At 68.2% G+C, this 21,899-nt stretch carries 12 protein-coding genes and 1 tRNA gene; 9 read left to right on the plus strand and 4 right to left on the minus strand.

Going from position 1 to position 21,899, the window contains the following annotated elements; genetic code table 11:
• The first annotated feature begins 4 nt into the window (after positions 1 to 4).
• Positions 5 to 2,011: an autotransporter assembly complex protein TamA gene (locus R9X41_RS21185; RefSeq protein ID WP_412556636.1), complete on the plus strand. Its 2,007-nt coding sequence runs from the start codon at positions 5 to 7 to the stop codon at positions 2,009 to 2,011.
• A gap of 8 nt (positions 2,012 to 2,019) precedes the next feature.
• Positions 2,020 to 6,207, plus strand: coding sequence for a translocation/assembly module TamB domain-containing protein (locus tag R9X41_RS21190; protein WP_318632416.1), 4,188 nt, complete (start codon positions 2,020 to 2,022; stop codon positions 6,205 to 6,207).
• On the opposite strand, the gene R9X41_RS21195 is transcribed toward R9X41_RS21190, so the two are convergent.
• Positions 6,186 to 6,890 carry an SOS response-associated peptidase gene (locus R9X41_RS21195; protein WP_318632417.1) on the minus strand — a complete coding sequence of 235 codons (705 nt, stop codon included), beginning with the start codon at positions 6,888 to 6,890 and terminating at the stop codon, positions 6,186 to 6,188. The two genes, R9X41_RS21190 and R9X41_RS21195, sit on opposite strands and share 22 nt — an antisense overlap.
• Positions 6,891 to 6,994: 104 nt before the next feature.
• Complete coding sequence (locus tag R9X41_RS21200) at positions 6,995 to 7,288, minus strand: hypothetical protein (protein WP_318632418.1); 294 nt, start codon at positions 7,286 to 7,288, stop codon at positions 6,995 to 6,997.
• A gap of 196 nt (positions 7,289 to 7,484) precedes the next feature.
• Between R9X41_RS21200 and R9X41_RS21205 the strand changes: the two genes are divergently transcribed.
• Positions 7,485 to 7,559, plus strand: a tRNA-Arg gene (locus R9X41_RS21205).
• A 41-nt stretch (positions 7,560 to 7,600) separates the two neighbouring features.
• Positions 7,601 to 8,527, plus strand: a complete 927-nt coding sequence (locus tag R9X41_RS21210) for a TIGR01777 family oxidoreductase (RefSeq protein WP_318632419.1) — start codon at positions 7,601 to 7,603, stop codon at positions 8,525 to 8,527.
• A gap of 6 nt (positions 8,528 to 8,533) precedes the next feature.
• Here R9X41_RS21210 and R9X41_RS21215 read toward each other — a convergent pair whose 3' ends face one another.
• The gene (locus R9X41_RS21215) at positions 8,534 to 9,493 is read right to left on the minus strand and encodes a LysR substrate-binding domain-containing protein (protein WP_318632420.1); all 960 of its coding nucleotides are present in this window, start codon (positions 9,491 to 9,493) and stop codon (positions 8,534 to 8,536) included.
• Between the two features lie 76 nt (positions 9,494 to 9,569).
• On the opposite strand from R9X41_RS21215, the gene R9X41_RS21220 reads away from it, so the two are divergent.
• Complete coding sequence (locus R9X41_RS21220; protein ID WP_318632421.1) at positions 9,570 to 10,685, plus strand: tartrate dehydrogenase; 1,116 nt, start codon at positions 9,570 to 9,572, stop codon at positions 10,683 to 10,685.
• Positions 10,686 to 10,917: 232 nt separating this feature from the next.
• Here the strand turns inward: R9X41_RS21220 and R9X41_RS21225 are convergent, their stop codons facing one another.
• Positions 10,918 to 11,478, minus strand: a complete 561-nt coding sequence (locus tag R9X41_RS21225; RefSeq protein WP_318632422.1) for a lipocalin family protein — start codon at positions 11,476 to 11,478, stop codon at positions 10,918 to 10,920.
• Between the two features lie 210 nt (positions 11,479 to 11,688).
• On the opposite strand from R9X41_RS21225, the gene R9X41_RS21230 reads away from it, so the two are divergent.
• The 4 genes from R9X41_RS21230 to R9X41_RS21245 all read left to right on the plus strand — a co-directional run bounded on the left by R9X41_RS21230 (position 11,689) and on the right by R9X41_RS21245 (position 21,829).
• Positions 11,689 to 19,773 (plus strand): two-partner secretion domain-containing protein, encoded by an 8,085-nt coding sequence (locus R9X41_RS21230; RefSeq protein WP_318632423.1) that lies wholly within the window; start codon positions 11,689 to 11,691, stop codon positions 19,771 to 19,773.
• Positions 19,773 to 20,171, plus strand: coding sequence for a hypothetical protein (locus R9X41_RS21235; protein WP_318632424.1), 399 nt, complete (start codon positions 19,773 to 19,775; stop codon positions 20,169 to 20,171). Before R9X41_RS21230 ends, R9X41_RS21235 begins: the two co-directional genes overlap by 1 nt.
• A gap of 709 nt (positions 20,172 to 20,880) precedes the next feature.
• Complete coding sequence (gene imm45 / locus R9X41_RS21240) at positions 20,881 to 21,246, plus strand: Imm45 family immunity protein (protein WP_318632425.1); 366 nt, start codon at positions 20,881 to 20,883, stop codon at positions 21,244 to 21,246.
• Between the two features lie 163 nt (positions 21,247 to 21,409).
• Positions 21,410 to 21,829 (plus strand): hypothetical protein, encoded by a 420-nt coding sequence (locus R9X41_RS21245; RefSeq protein WP_318632426.1) that lies wholly within the window; start codon positions 21,410 to 21,412, stop codon positions 21,827 to 21,829.
• Positions 21,830 to 21,899: the final 70 nt, after the last annotated feature.

Genomic DNA, 21,899 nt, shown 5'->3' on the forward strand with positions numbered 1-21,899 from the left:
GTCGATGACCGGGCGCCAGCACCAACTTATCCGACGACCTTCCACCTCTGCATCCGCTCGTACGCCGGCACCGTCGCCGGCGTTTTTACGACCAGCGCGCCTCACCCTTTGCGGGGTCGCCATCGCGCTGCTCGGCGGCTGCAGCCTGATGCCAGGCAAGAAGACCGCCGCCGAGACCGACGAGCCGCCGCCCGGCGACCGCGTGCTCTCCGCCGGCGAAGCCGCACAGGCCGCCGAGGCCAATGCGCGCAAGCCCGAAGGCCAACGCAAGCGCGAAGCCTTCACCCTCGACGTGCGCGCGCCCGACAAGATCCGCGACTACCTCAACCTCCACCTCGAGCTGCAGCGCTACCGGCAGCTCGACGACCTCAACGGCCAGGAGCTTTCCCGGCTGCTGGGCGCGGCCGAAGGCAACGCGCGCGACCTGCTCGGCACGCTCGGTTACTTCGCGCCGCGCATCAGCGTGGAGCTGCGCGAAACCCCCGAGGGCAAGCGCGCGCCGCGCGAGGTCATCGTGGCGGTCGACCCCGGTGCGCAGACCCACATCGACGGCGTCGACATCAACTTCGCCGGCGACATCACGCAGAACCCCGCCGCCGCACGCCAGCGCCGCGAAGTCACCGAAAGCTGGGGCCTGCGCGAGGGCCAGCCCTTCACCCAGGACGCCTGGGACGGCTCCAAGACCGCCGGCCTGCGCCGCATCACCGCCCAGCGCTATCCCACCGCCAGCGTGTCGGCCAGCCGCGCCGACGTGAATGCCGATACCGACAAGGCCAAGCTCGCCGTCACCTACGACTCCGGCCCCGCCTACCGCTTCGGTCCGATCCAGGTGCGCGGCGCCGAACGCTATCCACCCGAGATCGCCCAGCGCATGGCCCTGCTGCCCATTGGTGGCGAATACGACCAGGCCAAGCTGCTGGCCGCGCAACAGCGGCTGGCGGCCACTGGCTACTACGACTCGGTGTTCCTCACGCTCGACACCGACGCCGGCACGCCCGAGGCCGCGCCGGTCGTCGCCCAGGTGCGTGACGCGCGTTTTCAGAAGGTGGTCTTCGGCGTGGGCGTCAGCACCGACAGCGGCCCGCGGCTTTCCATCGACCACATCCACAACCAGCTGCCGCTGATCGGCTGGCGGGCGGTGTCGCGCCTCTCCATCGACCAGAAGACCAAGCTGCTCAGCAGCGAGCAGAGTTCGCTGCCCGACGAGGACCTGTGGCGCTGGGTCACCTCCGAGCGGCTGCAGCGCGAAATCACCGGCGACTACCAGGTCAACAGCGGCCGGCTGCGTGGCGGCCGGGCCAAGAGCACCGACCACATCGACCGCGGCTATTTCCTGCAGTACGACTACGCCACGACCACCACTTCCGGCGTCGACGCACCGCCTTCGGCCGCCGCCTTCAGCCTGCCCTGGAACTGGACCGGCCGCTATTTCGACAACCCCACCGCGCCCACGCGCGGCTGGGGCGTGTCGGTGGAAGCCGGCCCCGGCATGACCCTGCTCGGCGACCGGGCGCCCTTCTTCCGCACCTATGCGCGCAGCCTGGGCTTCGTGCCCTTCGGCACGGTGCAGGCCGACGGCGGCGGCGAAGCCCGGCGCGGCCGCCTGCAGTTGCGGGCCGAGGCCGGCGCGGTCAATGTGCGCGACAGCGCGCAGGTGCCCGCGACGCTGCTGTTCCTCACCGGTGGCGACGCCACGGTGCGCGGCTACAGCTATCGCCAGATCGGTGCGCGCACCGTCGGCGACCAGATCTTCGCTGGCAACTACATGGCGGTCGGCAGCGTCGAATGGCAACGGCCCATCGTCTGGAACGGCGAGATGACCGAATTCGAGAGCGCGCTCTTCGTCGATGCCGGCGCGGTGGCCGACGAGGTCCGCGACATGCGCGCCAAGGTCGGCGTGGGTGCCGGCGTGCGCTGGCGCAGCCCGGTCGGGCCGCTGCAGGCCGACGTGGCCTACGGGGTCGACCCCGGCAAGATCCGGCTGCATCTGCGGCTGGGATTCACCTTCTGATGGCGCCCATGGCCGATTCCCAAGACACCTCCGCCACGCCGAACGAACCGGGCCCGTCGAGCCCGCCCATCCGGCCGCGCCGTCGACCGCTGCGCTGGATCACCGGCATTCTTCTGGCTCTGGTGCTGGTCGTGGTGGCGCTGGTCGCTGCCGGCTGGATCTGGGCCGGCGGCGACCGCTCGCTCGCCACCGCCCTCACCCGCGCCGCCGCCTACATGCCCGAGGGCCAGACGCTCGAGAGCCGCGACGTCACCGGCTCGCTGCGCACCGGCGGCCACATCGGCTTTCTGCGCTGGAACAGCCCCACGCTGACGGTGGAGGTGCAGGACGCCACCATCGCCTGGCAGCTCGCGCCGCTGCTGCGGCGGCAGGTGTCGCTCGGCGAAGTGCATGTGAAGAGCGTCGCGGTGGAGCGCCACGGCGAGCCCGACAAGACGCCCACCGAACCGCTGCAGGAACTCACCCTGCCGGTCGACATCGACCTGCCCTTTCGCGTCGACACCATCCGCTGGGCCGGCCCGCCCGAGGTGCTGGTGCAGAACCTCGCCGGCCGCTTCCGTTACCAGGACGGCCGACACCAGCTCGCCATCGACGGCGTCGACGTGATGGACGGGCACTACAGCCTCGAAGCCAGCCTGCAGGGCGCCGCGCCCATGGCGCTGGAAGCGTTGCTGCAAGGCCGGGTACAGGCACCCATGCCCGAAGGCATCGAACCGCTCACGGTGGGCACCGGCGTGCATGCCGGCGGCACGCTGTCGGGCACCGACGCGCGGCTGCAGGTGGCCGCCGCGGTGCGTCCGGCCGACGGCTCGGCCCTGCGCGCCGACGTGCTCGCCCAGGTCGCGCCCTGGCTGCCGCAACCCCTGCTCAGCGCCCACGCCGACCTGAACCAGCTCGACCTCGCCCGGCTCTCGCCCAAGGCGCCGGCCACGCTGCTCGGCGGCAGCGTCGACGCCGGACCGGTCGGCGCCGGCTGGCAGGTCAAGGGCTCGCTGCGCAACGACGCGCCGGGCCCCTGGGACCAGGGCAAGCTGCCGGTGCAGCAGGCCGACGTGGCTGCCACCCAGGGTGCCAACGGCGTCTGGACCATCGAGCAGGCAGTCGTCCGCGCGGGCGGCGGAGAAATCACCGCCCAAGGCCGCTACGGCCCGCCACCCGCGACGGTCGCCGAAGGCACGACCGCAACGCCGGCGCCGTGGGAAGTGGTCGCCACGCTCGCCGGCATCCAGCCCGGCGCGCTGCACACCGCGCTCGTCGGCCCCACGCTGTCGGGCAAGGCGCAGGCCAGCCAGCAGGGCGAAGCGCTCGACTTCGACGTCGCCATCACCGGTGCCGGCACCGGCCCCTCGCGCAAGGGCTCGGCCAGCGCGCTGCAGGCGCTGGGCCTGCAATCCGTGGCCGCCGTCGGCCGCTGGTCCGGCGGCGTGCTCGACCTGCGCCAGTTCAAGCTGCGCGCCAACGACGCCAGCGCCGACGGCGTGGCCCAGGTGCGGCCGGCCGACCGTGCCGGCAAGGGCAAGATCACCGCGTCGGTGCCCGGCGCGCAGCTCTCGCTCGACGGCGACATGGCACCCACCAGCGGCGCAGGAAAACTGCAGCTCGCGCTGGCCAATGCCGGCACGCTGCAACGCTGGATCGAGAACATTCCCGGCCTGCGCAGCGCCCTCGGCGGCATCACGCTCGACGGCTCGGCCCGCCTCGACGCCCAATGGCGCGGCGGCTGGGAAAGCGCGCTCAAGCGCTGGCAGCAGGGCGGCACTTCCGGCGCCGACCTCAATCTGCAGGCCACGCTGGCATCGCCCCGGCTCGACATCGGCCTGCCGGCGTCCAGCACCGCACCGGCGGCCACGCCGACATCCGCTCCGGCATCCAGGACAGGCGCCAGGTCGTCGACTGCCGCCGTCCCGGCCGCCATCTCGTCGCCGGCCGAAGCCCCCCGCAGCGCGCCGTCGAGCCGCCGCGCCACCACCGTCGCCCTGCGCGACTTCCGAGCCGAGCTCACCGGCTCGCTGGCACAGGCCAACCTGTCGCTGCAGGGTTCGGCCAGCACCGGCGCCCAGACCGCGAAGCTGAACACCCGCGCCAGCGGCGGCGTCGACGGCCCCGGCCGCTGGCGCGCGGCCATCGCCCAATTACAGCTGGAAGCCGCCGACCGCAGCCTGCCCGGCCCCTGGAAGATCGACCTCGACGCGCCGCTGTCCGTGCAGATCCGCCAGACCGCCACCAGCCTGTCGGTCGAAACTTCCGGCAGCAGCGCCAGCCTCTCCGGCCCGGCGCCGGGCAAGGTCGGCATCGTCTGGCAGCCGATCAACCTGCAGACCAGCGGATCGGGCGCCGCCGCCCAGATGCGGCTGCGTTCGCAGGGCCAGCTCAAGGGCCTGCCGATGGCCTGGGCGCAGGCGCTCTCGGCCGCCGCCAAGGACGCGATTGCGCAGTCCGGTTTCGCCGGTGATCTCGTGTTCGACGGCACCTGGGACATCGACGCCGGCGACACTCTGCGCGCCCGCGCCAGCCTGTCGCGCGTCTCCGGCGACATCCGCGTGCAGGAACCTGGCAGCACCGCCACGCCGGCGGTCATCGCCACCAGCGGCACCGGCGCCGGTGTCGACGGCGCCAAGGCTTCTGCCGGCGCGGCCGGCAACGTGCCGACCATCTCCGCCGGCGTCATCGCCGCACGCGTCGAAGTGGCGGCGGACGGCAACGACGTGCGCGCCGACGTGCTCTGGGACAGCGCCCGTGCCGGCGTCGTCAAGGCCAGCGCCACCACCCGCCTCACCCGGGGCGCCGAGGGCTGGAGCTGGGCCGAAGACGCGCCCATCGGCGGCAGCGTCGACGCCAGCCTGCCGCAGGTCGGCGCCTGGTCGGTGCTCGCGCCGCCGGGCTGGCGGGTGCAGGGCAGCTTCGAAGCCAAGGCGCAGCTGTCGGGCACCCGCACCGCACCGCGCTGGTCGGGCACGCTCGACGCCAACGGCCTGGCGGTGCGCTCGGTGGTCGACGGCATCGACCTGCACGACGGACGTCTGCGCACCCGGCTCGAGGGCGATCACCTCGACATCACCGAATTCAGCCTGCGCGGCGGCACCGGCCCCGGCACCCGCATCGCCGGCCTCGCCGGCAGCCGCGCCACCGCCGGCGCGGTCGCCAACGCCGACGGCGGCACGCTGCGGGGCAGCGGCAGCCTGTCGTGGGCCGACGGTATCCGCATGAACGTCGAGACCCGGCTCGAGGCGCTGCGGGTATCGGTACGCACCGACCGGCAGGTGACGCTGTCCGGCACGCTGCAGGCCAAACTCGGCCAGGACGGCCAACTGGTGCTGCGCGGCAACCTGCGCACCGACCGCGCCGTCATCCTGCTGCCCGACGACAGCGCGCCCACCCTGGGCGCCGACGTCTTCGTGCATTCGGCCGCCCTCGACCGCGAAGCCGCCGCCAAGGCCGAAAAGGCCGGCGCGGCGCCGACCAGCGTCGGCACCGCCAAACCGCCTGACATCGTCGTGGTGTTCAACCTCGGCAACGACTTCGCGGTGCAGGGCAAGGGCATCACCACCCGGCTGACCGGCGAGCTGGAGATCCGCAGCACCGCCGGCCTGAACGTGCCGCCGCGGGTCACCGGCGAGATCCGCACGGTTTCCGGCCAGTACCGCGCCTACAGCCAGCAGCTCGACATCGAGTCCGGCGTAGCGAGCTTCAGCGGCGCCTACGACAACCCCGCGCTCAACATCCTGGCGATCCGGCCCAACATCACGGTGCGCGCCGGCGTGCAGGTCACCGGCACCGCGCAGGCGCCCCGCGTGCGGCTGTACTCCGAGTCCGGCCTGACCGACGCCGAGATCCTGTCGTGGGTGGTGCTCGGCCGCAGCACCGCCAACGGCGGCGCCGAGGCCGCGCTGCTGCAGCAGGCCGCGCTGGCGCTGCTGTCGGGCGACAAGGGCAGCTCGGGCGGCGTCGCCAAGAAGCTCGGCCTCGACGAGATCGGCTTCAAGGGACCGGGCTCCGGCAACAACGCCAGCGCCGCCGCGCTCACCTTCGGCAAGCGGCTGTCGCAGAACCTCTACGTCACCTACGAGGCCGGCCTGTCGGGCGCCGTCGGATCGCTCTACATCTTCTACGACCTGACCCGCCGGCTCACGCTGCGCGGCCAGGCCGGCAGCACCAAGAACGGGCTCGACCTGATCTACACGCTGATGTTCAACTGAGCCGCCGGTCCGGCCGGCCGGGCCTCGGCCACCAGCCGGTCGGCCGGGAACATGCGCATGAAGTCCATCGACTTTTCCACCGGCGCGTCCAGCCAGGCGTCGTAGAGGCCGCGCGGCAGGATCGCCACCATGCGCTTGTCCTGCGCGTCCGGCCCCAGTCTCGGATCGGGCCGGTGCAGTTCGCGGAAGATCGGATGGGCGTCGGCGTTGAGGGTCAGCATGGTGAAGCTGAAGGCCGTGCGACCATCGGCCGTGCGCCGCTGCTCGTAGAGCCCGGCGATGCCCATCGGCTCGCCGTCGGCCCGGCCGATGCGCGTGGGCACCGACCTGCCGCTGCGCCAGTCGGGCTCGTAGATGGCCACCGCCGGCACGATGCAGTGTTGCGCCCGCCTCCAGGCGTCACGAAAGGCCGGCTTCTGCGCGACGGTTTCGGAGCGTGCGTTGTAGGTGCGGCGCGAAAGCGTTTCGTCCTTCGCCCAGGCCGGCACGAGGCCGAAATTACCCAGGTCCACCTGCAGCGCGGGCACCGCCTCGTCGCCCGCGTCGTGACCGGGCGGCCGCCGCAGGAAAGGGCCGATGTAGCCGGGCCACATGTCCGGCGCGTCCCAGGCGTCGGGAATGGCGGCGGAGGGATAGGCCGACTGCAACAGCTTGCGCAGCGGCGCTTCGTAGTGACTGCACATGGGCGAGATTCTTGCCCATGCGGCATCGCGCGCACATCGGGCGCTTCGCCACCATGCCGTCGTGCGACGACGGATCGATACGGACGCCGAGCGCTACACCGCTCTCAAACGGCCGGTGCGACGGCCGCAGCGGCGACCGGCTGGCGCGTGGCGATGTGGAGTCCGCCCAGCACCACCGCCGCGCCGACGACCGCTGCCAGGAAGGCGCCGATCTCCTCGCGGCCCCACAGGCTGAGCGCCTGGCCCGCGAAGCTCGCGGCCAGCGCACCGGCCACGCCCACGGCACACAGCGCGATCAACCCCTTCATGCCGGGCAGGCGCTTCACCGGCGAAAAGCCGTTCATCAGGATGCCCGCGATCACGCCGGCAAAAATGGTCCAGAACAGTCCGATGGTCATGAAAATCTCCTCGAAGCCTCAACGCGGCCGGCGCCGCGGTGACAGCCACCGTGGAGCTTTCGAGCGTGGCCCTGTTCGGCTGGATAGATATAGAGGTTTACGCGCGGATCCCGGCGTTTCGCCATCGGTGCGACCGGCGCGTAGGACGACTCGAAAGTGCGTCGCCGCCGCCTCTACAATCGCCGCTCGCTCTTTGCTCTTCGTAGTTCAATGGATAGAACGAGTGCCTCCTAAGCGCTAGATACAGGTTCGATTCCTGTCGAAGGGACCAGACTCCCCGCAGCTTTGCCGCCACGGCGGCGCAGGCCACCGATGACGCTTCCCCCCGTGCTCGTAATCGGAGCCACCGGCTTCGTCGGCCGCCACCTGGTGGCCGCCCTCGCCGCCGATGGCCGCGAGGTGATCGCCGCCTCGCGCAACGCCCCCCGCGCCCGCCGCCTGCTCGGGCCTTCGATCCGCGTCGTCGAAGACCTCGCCACCTTGCCCGCCGACACGGTCCTCGACGCGGTCGTCAACCTGGCCGGCGCGCCGGTCATCGGCCCGCCCTGGACCGCGTCGCGCCGCCGCACCCTGCTCGACAGCCGCCTCGGCCCGGCCCGCTCGGCGATGCGGCTCATGGAGCGCCTGTCGACCAGACCCCGGGTGCTGCTGGCCGCCTCGGCCGTGGGCTTCTATGGCGCGGCGTCCGGCGACTCCTTCGAGGAACACGACGAATCCTCGCCGCCCCGGCCGGGCCAGTTCCAGTCCGACCTCTGCGCCGCCGTCGAGCAGGAAGCGGTACGCGCCGAAGCGCTCGGCGTGCGGGTGGTTCGCCCGCGTTTCGGCGTGGTGCTGGGGCGCGACGGCGGTGCCTATCCGATGCAGGTGCCGGCCGCGCGCTTCGGCCTGGGCGCCGTGCTGGGAACCGGTCGGCAGGCCGCGCCGTGGGTGCATATCGACGACGTCGTGGGGCTGCTGCGTGTGGCGCTGCAGGACGATCGCCTGCACGGCCCGGTCAACGTGGTGGCGCCGGAAGTGCCGACGCAGGCCGCTTTCGTGCGCACGCTCGCCGCGTCCTTCGACCGCCAGGTGCGGCTGCGCCTGCCGGCCGCGCCGATCCGCCTGCTGGTCGGCGAGATGGCCAGCCTGCTGCTCGACGGGCAGAACGTGCTGCCCCGGGCCGCGCTCGCCGCGGGTTATGCGTTTCGCTTTGCCCGGCTGGAGCCCGCCTTGCGCGACCTGGCCCGGCCGACGCGCTGAGCCGACTCAGTCCGGCGCGACGAACGGCGCCTCGTGCGCAAAGGCCTGCTGCAGGAACTCCACGCACACCCGCACCTTGGCCGAACTGGCCAGCCGCTGCGGGTAAACCGCCCAGATGCCCGCGTCCTGCCGATATTCCGGCAGCACCTGGCGCAGCCGGCCGTCGTCGATCAGCGGCTGCACGTCCCAGCGTGAGCGCAGCACGATGCCGCGTCCGTCGAGCGCCCATTGCACCGCGATCTCGCCGTGGTTGCTCGACAGTGGCCCGCTCACCTTCACGTCCTGCGTGCGGCCCGGCCCCTGCAGCGTCCAGGTGCCAAAGGGATGGTCGCGCTCTTTGATGACGATGCAGTCGTGTGCCGCCAGGTCCTGCAGGCTGCGCGGCGTGCCGCGCCGCGCCAGGTAGTCGGGCGCGGCGCAGAGCAGCCGGTGGTTGGCGGCCAGCGGGCGCGCGATGAGGTGCGGCGCGATCTCGTCGCCGATGCGGATGTCGAGGTCCACGCCCTCGGCCGCCACGTCGACCAGCCGGTCGTAGACCTCCAGCCGCACCTGCAGCGCCGGGTAGCGCGCGACCAGGCTCGACAGCATCGGCGCCACCACCCGCCGGCCGAAACCGAAACTGCTGCTGATGCGCAAGGTGCCGCGCGGCACGCTGCGGCTGGCATCCATCTCCTGCACCAGTTGCTGCACGTCCTCGACGATGCGCTGCGCCCACTGGTAGATGCGCTCGCCGTCCTCGGTCACCGTCACCTGGCGGGTGGTGCGGTGGAGCAGGCGCACGCCGAGCGTCTGCTCCAGCACCTGCAGCCGCTTGCTCACGTAGGCGCGCGACACGCCGAGCTCGGTCGCCGCGGCGACGAAGCTGGCCTTGCGGGCGAGCACGACGAAGACACGCAGGTCGTCGGTGGCGGGCAGGGAGGGTTCGGCGTGGGGCGGCTGATTGATCACGATTCGTGGCCAAAGCATTCATGAATGACCGCATTGAATGTAATCCACGCCCAATCGACAATGGCCGCCATCCATCCACCAGGAGATTCCATACATGAGCAGCCCGGGCACCAGCAGCAACGCCAGCAAGACCAGTTTCAAGATCGCCGTTCTCGCCGGCGACGGTATCGGCAAGGAAGTCATGCCCGAGGGTCTGCGGGCGCTGCGCGCGGCCTCCGAGCGCTTCGAAATCGGCTTGAGCTTCACGGCCTTCGAATGGGCCAGCTGCGACTACTACGCCGAGCACGGAAAGATGATGCCGGACGACTGGAAGGCGCAGCTCGAAGGCTTCGACGCCATCTACTTCGGCGCGGTCGGCTGGCCGGCGACCGTGCCGGATCACGTGTCGCTGTGGGGTTCGCTGCTCAAGTTCCGCCGCGAATTCGACCAGTACATCAACCTGCGCCCGGTGCGCCTGCTCGAAGGCGTGCCCTGCCCCCTGGCCGGCCGCAAGCCGGGTGATATCGACTTCTTCGTGGTGCGCGAGAACACCGAGGGCGAGTACACCTCGCTCGGCGGCGTGATGTTCCAGGGTACCGATCGCGAGATGGTGATCCAGGAGTCGGTCTACACGCGGCACGGTGCCGACCGGGTGCTGAAGTACGCCTACGAACTGGCGCAGTCGCGCAAGAAGAAGCTCACCGTGGCCACCAAGAGCAACGGCATCGCGATCAGCATGCCGTGGTGGGACGGGCGGGCCGATGCGGTGGGCGAGGCCTATCCCGAGGTGAAGGTCGACAAGCAGCACATCGACATTCTTTCGGCGCGCTTCGTGCTGCAGCCGGACCGGTTCGACGTGGTGGTGGCGACCAATCTGTTCGGCGACATCCTGTCGGACCTCGGGCCGGCGTGTACCGGGACGATCGGGCTGGCGCCTTCTGCCAATCTGAATCCGGAAGGGAACTTTCCGTCGCTGTTCGAGCCGGTGCATGGGTCGGCGCCGGATATCTATGGGCGCAATATCGCCAATCCGGTGGCGATGATCTGGTCGGGGGCGTTGATGCTCGATTTTCTGGGCGGGGGGCAAGGGGTTTGCCGGGAGGCGCATGACCTGATCGTGCGGGCGATCGAGACCGTTTTGGTAGAGGGCCCCCGGACGCCGGATATGGGGGGTGGGGCTTCTACTTCCCAGGTCGGAGAGGCTGTGGCGGGATTGATCGGGACTTTGTGATGCCCCGTGCCCCCTCTGGCTGGTGGGCTTGGTTGCTCATTCTTTTGCTTCGTCGCTTCTCTATGCGGGGGGCGAAATGGCGGCTTGCTCTTGGCTGATCTGGCTTGTCTTTTTTCTTTTCTTCTGCTGAACGCAGGGCGGCGCTGGGGGCGTGCGGCGCCCCAGCTCCACCTCCGCCAAGAGAAGAAAAGAAAACAAAGCCCACTCAGCAGAGAGAGAGCAAAACACCTCCTCAGCGAGAAGCGTTCTGCCCCACCCTCTCCACCCTGGATACATCGAACCCCATGGCCCCCACCCGCCCCACCAGCATCTGAAACCGTGCCTCGGACACAGCCGGCGTCCGCGCCAGCACCCGCACCTCTTGACGGTCTCCGCAGGCCACGATCGCCGCTGAATAATCCGGGCTCACATAGGCGATCCGATAGGCCCACCTCCCAGACCAGGGTCCTCGAACCTCCCAGACCGCATCGTCCCCAGCGCTCACCACCGCACGGGAAACAACTTTCCGAAATCCCCCATCACGCTCGGTGCGCGATCGAAATTCCAGATCGATCCCGCCATCGTCGGCCAAGGAATAAGTTTCGATCGCGTCCCGTATCCCACCATCGGGGCAAGCCGGAATGCGCGCGATCACATGCCACGGCCCCATGTAGCGTGGCAGCTCGGCATCGACCGCCAGCGGTACCGGCGCGACCTCGGCCAAGCGTGGTCCACCGCGCAGGGCGTTCAACAGAAAGACGGCGGCGAACCCAAACCCGGCGCCAGCGGCCAGGCGGAAATGATGTTTGTTCATGGCGAGAGTCGCGAAAAAACGCGGGCGGGGATGAGAAAGGGAGAAAAACAAAGCGCGAACCATAGCCCATCCGAATGGAGCCGGACAACACGCAGCCCCCAACCGGACGACCGATATCACGCGGGTCCTGATGACATCTTGAAACCTGATGAATCCAGAGAGTGAGTGATTGCTTACAATGGCCGGTTTTGCCATGCGCACCGCCCATCCGTGAACAAGCAACTTCACCGCATCATCTTCAACGCAGCGCGTGGCCAGCACATGGCGGTGGCCGAAACCGCACCCTCCCACCAAAGCCCGGGTACACGCTCCTCGACCAGTCGGCCCGCCGTGCTCGCCGTCTGCCTGCTGGTGTTGCCCGCCCAGGCGCAGATCACCGCCGACCCAGCGGCCCCGGGCGGCCAGCGCCCCACCGTGCTGCTCGCGCCCAACGGTGTGCCGCTGGTCAACATCCAGACGCCCTCGGCCGCCGGCGTCAGCCGCAACACCTACGGCCGCTTCGATGTCGGCACGCCCGGCGCGATCCTCAACAACAGCCGCACCAACACACAGACCCAGCTCGGCGGCTGGGTGCAGGGCAACCCCTGGCTGGCCGGCGGCGGCGCGCGGGTCATCCTCAACGAGGTCCACTCCGGCGCCCCGAGCCGACTGCGCGGGCCGATCGAGGTCGCCGGCCAGCGCGCCGAGGTGATCGTGGCCAATCCGGCCGGCATCTCGGTCGACGGCGCGGGCTTCATCAACGCCAGCCGGGTAACGCTGACGACCGGGGTTCCGGTGTTCTCCGGCGGCGACCTCGAATCGTTTCGCGTGCGGCAGGGCACCGTCACGGTCGAAGGGCTGGGGCTCGATGCCGGCTCGGCCGACTACGCCGCGATCCTGGCGCGTTCGGTGGCGATCAACGCCGGACTGTGGGCCCGGAACCTGACGGTGGCCGCCGGTGCGCACGACGCGTCGCCCGATGCCGCCTCCATCACGTCCGCCGTCGGCACACCGGCCGACAAACCCACCTTCGCCCTCGACGTGGCCGCGCTCGGCGGCATGTACGCCAACAAGATCTGGCTGATCGGCACCGAGGCCGGATTGGGCGTGCGCAGCGCAGGCGGGCTGTCTGCAGGGGGCGACCTGGTGGTGACGGCCGACGGGCGGCTGGAGATCGGCGGCACCGTGCAGGCCAAAGGCAGCGCTCGGCTGGCCAGCACCTCGGGCGACGTCGCTACCACGGGCACCGTGTCGGCCGACCTGCTGGCCATCGACAGCGCCCGTGACATCGTCAACACCGGCACCCTCTCGGCCACACGACTCGCGCTGCATGCCGGGCAGGACATCGACAACCGGGGCGGCACCCTGCGCCAGACCGGGGCGGCCGAACTGCAGGTCGACGCCGGCGTGCTCGACAACACCGCCGGCACCATCGGACCACGACCGCCCGCCGCCAGCCCGTCCACCGGGCAGCCGCCTGCTACCGAGCCCGCGCCAGCGCCGGTCTCGCCGAGCGATCCGGCCACACCGCCTGCCACGCCGGTCACGCCTGCCACGCCGGCAAGCGACGGCACCACACTACAGCCCGCCGTCGACCGCACCCCCGGCACCATCGCCGCCGCCGGCACCCTGCGCAACAGTCGCGGCACCATCCAGGGCGACGGCGGCATCGCGCTCGGCACCACCCATCTCGACAACGAAGGAGGCTTCGCCTCGGTCCAGCGCATCGCCCCGCCGCTGCGCTCGCTCGCCAACCGGCATGGCACCCTGAACGTGGCCGGGGCGCTGGTCGTCGACGCCGCATCGCTCGACAACCGCGAGGGCCGGCTCCAGGCCGGATCGCTCGCCATCGCGACCAGCGGCGACATCGACAACACGGCCGGCAGCATCGTGGCCCGCGAAGGCGCGCGGCTCGACGTCGGTCGCGACATCCGCAACGACGCCGGCACGGTGCAGGCCGGCACCACCCTGCAACTGACCGCCGGCAGCGCCGTCACCAGCCGCGCCGGCACGCTGCAGGCCGTCGGGGCCGGGTCGTCCCTGCAACTGCAAGCGAAAGCAATCGACGCCACCGGCGGGCGCATCGTCAACACGGGCAGCGGTGCGGCCCGCATCGCCGCCGACCGCACGTTGACGCTCGACGACGACGCCGTCGTCGCCGCCGGCGGCACGCTGGCATTGGCGGCCGACAGCATCCGCATGGGCGCGGGCTCGGCCGTTTCGTCGGCATCGGCGATGACGGTGCAGGCCGACACCGCGCTGCACAACGCCGGGATCGTCGGCACCACATCGCACTCCCACGCGGCCCTGACCGTGCAGGCCGGCGCGCTCGACAACCGGGGCGGACGGCTGCAGTCCGACGGCGACCTGCGCATCGCCACCACCGGCGCCATCGACAACCGTACCGGTGTGCTGCGCTCCGGTGCGGACCTCGCCCTGCAGGCCGGCGGCGACATCGCCAACCAGGGCGGCGCGATCGAGGTGATCGCCGAGCGCGCGGCGCTGACGGTGCGCAGCGGCGCGCGCCTCGACAACGACGGCGGCCACCTCACCCACAACGGCAGCGGCGCCAGCGAAGTGCAGGCCCGCGCCATCGACAACGGCAGCGGCGCCATCGTGGTCGCCGGTGCGCTGACCCTGGCCGCCGACCGTATCGACAACGCGGTCGGCGGCACGCTCGTCGCCGGCGCCGCGCTGGACCTGCAGGCCCGCGAGCGCCTCGTCAACCGAGGCCTGGTCAGCAGCGGCGGCCGGCTGGGCATCGACGCCGCAGGTGCCGCGCTCGACAACCACGCCGGCCGCATCACCGCCGCTGGCGGCACGCACATTGCCGCCGACCGCATCGACAACACCGGCGGCGTGCTGGCCACCACCGTCGGCTCGCGCGGCGCGCTGAAACTGCAGACGACCAGGCTGGAAAACGGCGGCGGCACCGTGTCGGCTGACGGCGCACTGCACATCACGCTCGCGGGCGACGCCCTCACCGAAGGCCTGCTGCACGCCGGCACCGACCTCGACCTGGCGGTCCAGGGCCGTCTCACCAACGCCGGCACGCTGGAAGCCGGGTCCACGCTGCGCGGCATGGCCACCGCCCTCGAAAACCGCACCGGTGCGCGCATGCGGGCCGACTCGGTCGAACTGCAGGCCGACCGGGCCATCGACAACGCCGGCGAGATCCAGGGCGAGGCCGTGGCCCTGCAGGCCGACGCCATCACCAACACCGGCGCCATCACCGGCGGCGATGTGCGCCTGCAGGCGCGCACCATCGCCAACGTCGGCGACCCCGCCCTCGTCGGCGCCACCCGCACCGTGTCGCTGTGGGCCGGCGAGCGGGTCGACAACCTCGACGGCGCCACCGTCTACAGCGCGGGCGACGTGCGCATCGGCGCCGCCCCACCCGACGACGACGCCCCGGCCGGCCAGACCGGCGTCTTCCTGAACCGGGGCGCCACGGTGGAAGCCGGCCGCCACGTCGACATCGCCGCCGACACGCTGCAGAACCGGCGCAGCGTCGCCATCGACACGGTGCAGGTCCTGGCCGAGGACCACACCCTCACCATGCCCGACTGGTGGCACAACGGCTCGGCCAACCCGGGCAGCTACGCCGGCGCGGTGAACGGCACCAATTTCTCGGCCTACGAGGTCTTCTACCTCGACCCGGCCGACATCGTGGAGAACAGCAGCTTCATCACGCCCGACGGCCAGCGCGTCGGCCGCGCGGTGGTGCGCACCCATGCCGACGACACCCTTTACTTCAGCGCCCATGCGGGGCGCAACGGCGCCTATGGCCACCGCGAGCGCCTCACCGCCAGCGACGGCACCCGCGTCGTCTACTACCAGGAGCGCAGCGACGGCGTCGCCAACCCCGACCAGGTGGCAGGCGCCGCCGACACCGCCATCTGGCCGGCCCAGCGGGTCATCACCGACTGGGACACCGCCGTGCCGGTCGATGCCGCCTACGGCCGTTGCAGCACCGCCTGCGTGATGCTGGTCGCGCCCTTTCAGTACACCGACCCTACCACCACCATCCTGCGCGACAGCCAGCGGGTCATCGCGCCCGACCACCATCTGTCCGAACTGCGGCGCGACGTCACCACCACGGTGACCGAAGACCGCGCCAGCCTCGGCACCCCGGCGCGCATCCTCGCCGGCGGCGACATGCGGCTCGACCTCGGCAGCCGCCTCGAAAACCACCACGGCGACATCCTGGCCGCCGGCCGGCTCGACATCCTCGAGGCGACACCCGGCGCCGTGCAGGTCGACAACGTCTCCACCACGCTCTACCGCCGCTACGGGTTCGACGGCACTTCCACGCTCGCCAACGGCAACAGCATCGCCTACCACGCGCCCGAGATCGCCGAGGTGATCGGCAGCACCGGCGGCGCGATGTCCGGCGCGCAGGGCGTGTCGATCACCGCGCGCACGGTGCGCAACACCGACCTGGCGGCCGGCACCGCCGCCAACATCGTGGACGAGGTGCGACTGGCCTCCGGCAACCAACTCCCCCAGGGCTCCGCCGTGGCCGCCGACGCGCGCCAGGCCTTTCCCGCCACCGAGGCCTCGGCGCCGGGCGCGCTGTTCCGCGCGCAGCCGGCCAACGGCGTGCCCTATCTGTTCGAAACACGTCCGGAGTTCGCCAGCTACCGACGGTGGCTCGCCAGCGACTACCTGCTCGACGCGCTGGGGCTGGACCCGGCACGCATGCAAAAACGCATCGGCGACGGCTTCTACGAACAACGCCTCATCAACGAACAGGTCGCCCGGCTCACCGGTCGCCGCCGCCTCGACGGCTACGCCAGCGACGAGGCGCAGTTCCTGGCGCTGATGGACGCCGGCGCCACCTACGCCCGGCAGTTCGGCCTGGCGCCCGGCGTGGCGCTATCGGCCGATCAGATGGCGCGACTCACCAGCGACATCGTCTGGCTGCAGACCGAAACCGTCACCCTGGCCGACGGCAACACCCAGCAGGTGCTGGTGCCGCGCGTGTACCTGGCCCACGTCGGCCCGGACAGGCTGCGCCCCGAAGGCGCGCTCATCACCGGGCGGGAGATCGACATCGAGGCCGACGACATCGTCAACCGCGGCGGCACCATCGGCGGCGCCGACACCCGCCGCGCCACCCTGGTCGCCAGTGCCGACATCGTGAACCAGGGCGGCGCGGTGCAGGCGGCCCTGCTCGGCCTGAAGGCCGCCGGCGACATCCGCAACGAGAGCCTGACCTCCACCCAGCAGTGGCAGCAGGCGTCCGGCCCGGCCGGTACGAGCCAGAGCGCCACCAGCGCGTCGAACACCGGCCGACTCCTGGCCGGACAGGCGCTGGTGGTCGACGCCGGGCGCGACTTCGTCGACACCGGCGGGCAGATCCGCTCCGGCGGCAGCGCCGCCATCCGCGCCGGACGCGACGTCGTGCTCGACGCCCAGGTCACCGGAGCCGAACAAAGCGACCGTGTCGGCAACGCCACCCACGACCGCGCCACCGCCGACGTGCGAGGCAGCCGAATCGACGTGGCCGGCGACCTCGTCGTTGTCGCCGAGCGCGATATCCGGGGCGAAGCCGCAGCCATCCGCTCCGGAGGCGACACGCTGCTGCATGCCGGCAACGACATCCAGCTCGGCAGCGCCACCGAAACGCGCGAATCCGCCATGGAGACCGATGCCGACAACCATCTCCTTGAACGCACCACGCACCAGGTCGCCAGCAGCGTGAAGGCCGGCGGCCACCTCGCCCTGCAGGCGCTCAACGACATCCACGCCCCCGGCGTGCAGCTCGACGCCGGCCAGAACCTGACCGTGATCGCCGCGCACGACGTGGTGCTGGAGGCCGCCCGCGACAGCACCGAGCTCGACCAGGCCAGCCGCACCAGCGGCGGCATCGTCAATCGCACCGAAACCGATACCCGCCAGCAGGCGTCCAGCACCGCCCGGGTGGCCGGGCTCAGCGGCGACCAGGTCACCGTGCGTGGCGGGCGCGACGTGCTGCTGGAAGGCGCGCAGATCGATGGCGAGCACGGCGCGCTGGTCTTCGCCGACCGCGCCCTCGTCGCCGGCGCCGCCTACAGCACCGAAAACCTCGCCGAGTCGCGCAGCCGCACCACCAACGTGCTCGGCCGGCGCGGTGTCGCCACCGAAAGCACCCACGACCGTGTCACTGCGCAGGGCAGCAGCATCACCAGCGCGCACGGCGACGCCACGGCGTACGGCGCGGTCAGCGCGGTCGGCGAAGGCGTGCGTGTCGCCGCACCCGAAGGCCAGGCCACCTTCGGCGGCGGCACGGTCGACCTGCACGCCGCCGTCACCAGCGACAGCACCAGCAGCTCGCGCAAGGAATACGGCATCGACATCGGCGCCCACATGCTCGGCAACATCGTGCCCAGCCAGGGCGCGGGCCACAAGCTGACCGACACCGCAGCCGTCAGCGCCACCACCCTGCTGCGCAACCGGATCAGCGGCGCCGACGTGTACGTGGGCGCCACCCAGGGCGATGTCCACATCGCCGGCACCGACATCGCCACGCCCGGCGACCTGACCTTCTCCGCACCCCACGGTCGCGTCTTCCTCGACGGCCAGCAAACCGCCGCCGAGACCGCCGCCCACCATTTGGAAAGCGATGTCTTCTACCAACGCGCCAAGGGCGCAGGCGGCGTCGAGCAGACCACCCAGTACAACCGCCTCGACGCCGGTCGCATCGTCTACGACACCCCCGGCGTCGCCGCCCAGGTCGGCAGCAAGGACAGCGTCGAGGAATTGGCGAAGCAGCCCGGCATGGCCTGGATCGGCGCCCTCGCCAACGACCCGGCCCTGGCCGGGCGCGTCGACTGGACCCGCCTGCAGGACACCAGCCAGCACTGGGACTACCGCCAGCAAGGCCTGACCCAGGCCGGCGCCGCGGTGCTGACCGCCGTGGTCATGTACGTCACCTACGGTGCGGCCAGCGGACTCGGCGCTGCGGCCGGCAACGCGGCGGCCGTCGGTGCCGGCGAGGGCGTGGCGCTGGCGGGCGGCGGTGCGTTTCTCACCGGCACGGGCGCCGCCATGGCGGGCGTCGTGGCCGGTGCGACCACCGCCGCCTTCTCCGCCCTGGCCGCCCAGGCCGCGATCGCCGTCGCCAACAACCCTACCGATCCCGGCAAGGCATTGGAGCAACTGGGCAGCAGCGCCAACGTGCGCGGCCTGGTCGCCGCCATGCTCACCGGCGGCGCCCTGGCCGGTTTGAACCTCGTACCCACCGGTGCACCAACGCCCGGCGCCGGGTCACAGGCCTTCGTCAACCAGCTCGGCCAGAACCTGCAGGCCGGGCTGGCGCGGGCGGTGGTGAACACGGCGGTGTTCGGTGGGAGTCTGGAGGACCACCTCAAGGCTAGCCTGCAATCGGCCTTGCTCGATACGGTCGCCGCCCAGACCGCGTTCGCCATCGGCGACATGAACCTCGATGGTTTCAGCGGTTCCGTCGCCCATGCCATGGCCGGATGCGCCGTTGGCGCAGCGCGCTCGGGTGGCAGTTGCGAGGCCGGCGCGCTCGGCGCGGTCGTCGGCGAGATCAGCGGCGAACAGTTCGGCTTCGACGACAACGGCAACCTCCGACCGGGCGCCATCGAGATGGCCTCGATGCTCGGCGCCGTGGCTGCCGCGATGGCGGGCATGGACGGGGACCAAATCAACCTGGCGTCGGGCGCTGCCGGCAATGCTGCAGCCAACAACGCGCTGTCCCACTTCGTCGACAAGGCGCTGGGCAAGCTACGGTCGACGCTCCAGGCACTCGAACTCCGGCCGCTGGCGGATTCGCAGAAGGCGATTTCCGACTACCTCGACAGTGCGGCTGCTCGCGGCGGATTGAACGACAAGGAGATCGCAGCGCTTGGGGCGCTGTATGCGCTGAATGAGGCGCTGTTTCCGACGAGCATGCTGGATGTGGCCGGGCCGATCGGGCGGGCTGTCCGTCGGGCGGGTGGGTTGATCAAGGCGGGGGCGAAGGCGGAGGATGCGGCTGCCGTTGCGATCAAGGAAGTTAAGTCGGGAACTTACGTTCCCACTGTCAATGCGGTCGGAAATATGAAGGAGTTCCTGAAATCACCGGGGTTTGGTAGCGAACTGGCCGAAAATTCCACACGTACGAATAGGATATACGACGGGCAGACGATTTTTAGGGCAACTGAGGACATTAGGAATATTCCCAAAGGCAGTTACTTCTATCTTGACGGATTGCATAAAGATCACTTGGAAGTATTTGACTCAAACGGAAAATTTGACCTTGCCGTAAACTTAGATGGATCCATTAATGTACCCAAAACATCGGCCGGAAATGGAAGGAGGATATGATGATTGACCTCGATTTATGCTCAGAGACGCTTGCAATCATTGCAAATTTAAATGGCATTTCTCGAGATCAACTCGATCGGGAAGAAAGCGTTGAAGGAGAAAATTTTCTCTGGAAAAACAATTACAAAATATCATTACAAAAAAACGTTACAACCAACATTTCATACTTAATTAGCGCCTTTAAGCTCGCGAATGATGCCATTGATAATGGCGACAAATTGACGGCAATGATGGGGCTTGCTTTGGCTCACTCGGAAGCAAAACGTCTCGAAAACATATTTGCAGGCATTCAGGAGGATTCGCTAAGAATGCTTAAAATTGATGGGCGATTTAATTGGCCTCCAATCCCGGAGAAATATGAAATACCCGAAAAGTATAATTTTCAAGGTCGACGATGAAATTAATTGCGTTATTTTTAGTAATTTTTTTTGGCGAGCACAATGAGTGCGGCGCCATATGACGGCATCATGATTATGATCGAGAGAGGCAAGTTTAACCCGATGCGCCAACAATCAAGGAAATCATTAAAGTCGCAAGCGCTTTAGAAATTAAATATCCAAGCATTAGCACGGACTGATTCGACCGAAGACGAGAGATCGAAATCGCCGAGGCAACGCAAAACCTCACCGATCACTGATGAGTTGCGGCAGATCATTAATAATCACGAACTTAAAATCGATCTGAACGCTATTGAATCAGCCAAGTTTTATATGGAGCATAACGAGTGCGGGCTCGCTTATAACGAATTGCCCTAATTTTCTTCAAACTAAGGCAGTGCGCCCCGATCTTGAAAACTTGGTTAAAGGCTCGCAGCATTAGACATAATTTATTCAGCGACAAGCACGGGTTATTTTTGCGCCGAAAACCCCGTCTTATCCTGTCAGCAAGTCGCAAAATTAGCCGTAAATCTTTTCCAAATGCTCCACCAGCAACTCGCTCACCCGCCGCTGCGCCCGCATCGGCGTGGACGTGTGGTCCGCCCCGTCGACCAGATGGAAATGGAATTAGCTCACGAGGCGTGCATCAGCAATAAGTGGGCTTGATTGATTTTCGCCCATTGAGCGACACCGACAAATCCGGAAATCATAATTTAATCGTCAAGTAAATATGGCTAGAAAAAAACAACCGACAATAGTCCATGATAAAGCTTGGGTCACCCTCATGGCGGCAGCTGAGCCGTATATTTCCCGTGGTGCCGTTTTTAGATGCCATGACGCCAAGTGGCCTTACGAATCAATTGTCGATTTTATGCTTATTCTTGATACAGGTTCGCCGAGCGGCTTTGCATTGATAGTTGCGACTGGCTACAAATCCGGGCATGTTGTCCGTTGCTTACCGAGCGAAGCTCGCACCAAAGAAGCTGCTTACGCCATTTCGAGAGAATGGCTACAAAAAAACTGGAATGAATGGATTTACGAAGAGTGTGACTTAAATAAAGTTTTGATCACCAATCACTACTCCATCGGCATGTGATTTTGTTTTCTCCTTAATTTAGTGAATTAAAATTTAAATAATATTAAATTCACTGACCGGCAATTGCAATTATCTGAAAAATCTAAATACGAGACACCCGGCATCGTCGCCCAGGTCGGCAGCAAGGACAGCGCCGAGCAACTGGCGAAGCAGCCCGAATCAAATGAAGAGATTTATTGACTCTCTCCAGCAAACGCTCAACGCCTTGAGCATGGGGGCTTCAATTCGGAGCCTAAGTTTCCCATATGCTGCAATGTCAACCCTGCCACGTGACCTAGAAGCCGAGTTCAATAATCTTGACTCCTCCATAAAGTCACTTGGCACCGCGATGGAAGATCGGGATTGGTTGGCAATTCAAATCCTGCTTTCGCTGGTCCGGACGGCAGCCCACATGCTTGGAAATTCATTTGAGAATCTTGGATCACGACTTACAGAAATTTTTTATCTTTTGCGCCGTTTTATGTCGCTGACCCAGCGCCCGACCGGCTGTATGAGAATAATGAAAAAACCAGCAAGGATCTCATCGAAGAAATCATATTCAGCACGATTGACATACTCACAACATTGCAGCGAGAAGTTATAAGCCCGAACTTCTCCCAAAATGATTCTTCTGAACAGCAAATTCTGCCGTCGGCCTTGAGCATAAGCTGCGA

Origin of the sequence: Xylophilus sp. GOD-11R, from assembly GCF_033546935.1 — a bacterium.
Taxonomy (GTDB): Bacteria; Pseudomonadota; Gammaproteobacteria; order Burkholderiales; family Burkholderiaceae_C; genus Xylophilus.

Excerpts from the sequence above, each read along its gene's own strand:
- R9X41_RS21185 (WP_412556636.1), top strand. The coding sequence starts at position 5 with ATGACCGGGCGCCAGCACCAACTTATCCGACGACCTTCCACCTCTGCA.
- R9X41_RS21210 (WP_318632419.1), top strand. The coding sequence starts at position 7,601 with ATGACGCTTCCCCCCGTGCTCGTAATCGGAGCCACCGGCTTCGTCGGC.
- R9X41_RS21235 (WP_318632424.1), top strand. The coding sequence starts at position 19,773 with ATGATTGACCTCGATTTATGCTCAGAGACGCTTGCAATCATTGCAAAT.
- R9X41_RS21200 (WP_318632418.1), bottom strand. The coding sequence starts at position 7,288 with ATGACCATCGGACTGTTCTGGACCATTTTTGCCGGCGTGATCGCGGGC.
- R9X41_RS21220 (WP_318632421.1), top strand. The coding sequence starts at position 9,570 with ATGAGCAGCCCGGGCACCAGCAGCAACGCCAGCAAGACCAGTTTCAAG.
- R9X41_RS21225 (WP_318632422.1), bottom strand. The coding sequence starts at position 11,478 with ATGAACAAACATCATTTCCGCCTGGCCGCTGGCGCCGGGTTTGGGTTC.
- R9X41_RS21245 (WP_318632426.1), top strand. The coding sequence starts at position 21,410 with ATGAAGAGATTTATTGACTCTCTCCAGCAAACGCTCAACGCCTTGAGC.
- R9X41_RS21195 (WP_318632417.1), bottom strand. The coding sequence starts at position 6,890 with ATGTGCAGTCACTACGAAGCGCCGCTGCGCAAGCTGTTGCAGTCGGCC.
- imm45 (WP_318632425.1), top strand. The coding sequence starts at position 20,881 with ATGGCTAGAAAAAAACAACCGACAATAGTCCATGATAAAGCTTGGGTC.
- R9X41_RS21190 (WP_318632416.1), top strand. The coding sequence starts at position 2,020 with ATGGCCGATTCCCAAGACACCTCCGCCACGCCGAACGAACCGGGCCCG.
- R9X41_RS21215 (WP_318632420.1), bottom strand. The coding sequence starts at position 9,493 with ATGCTTTGGCCACGAATCGTGATCAATCAGCCGCCCCACGCCGAACCC.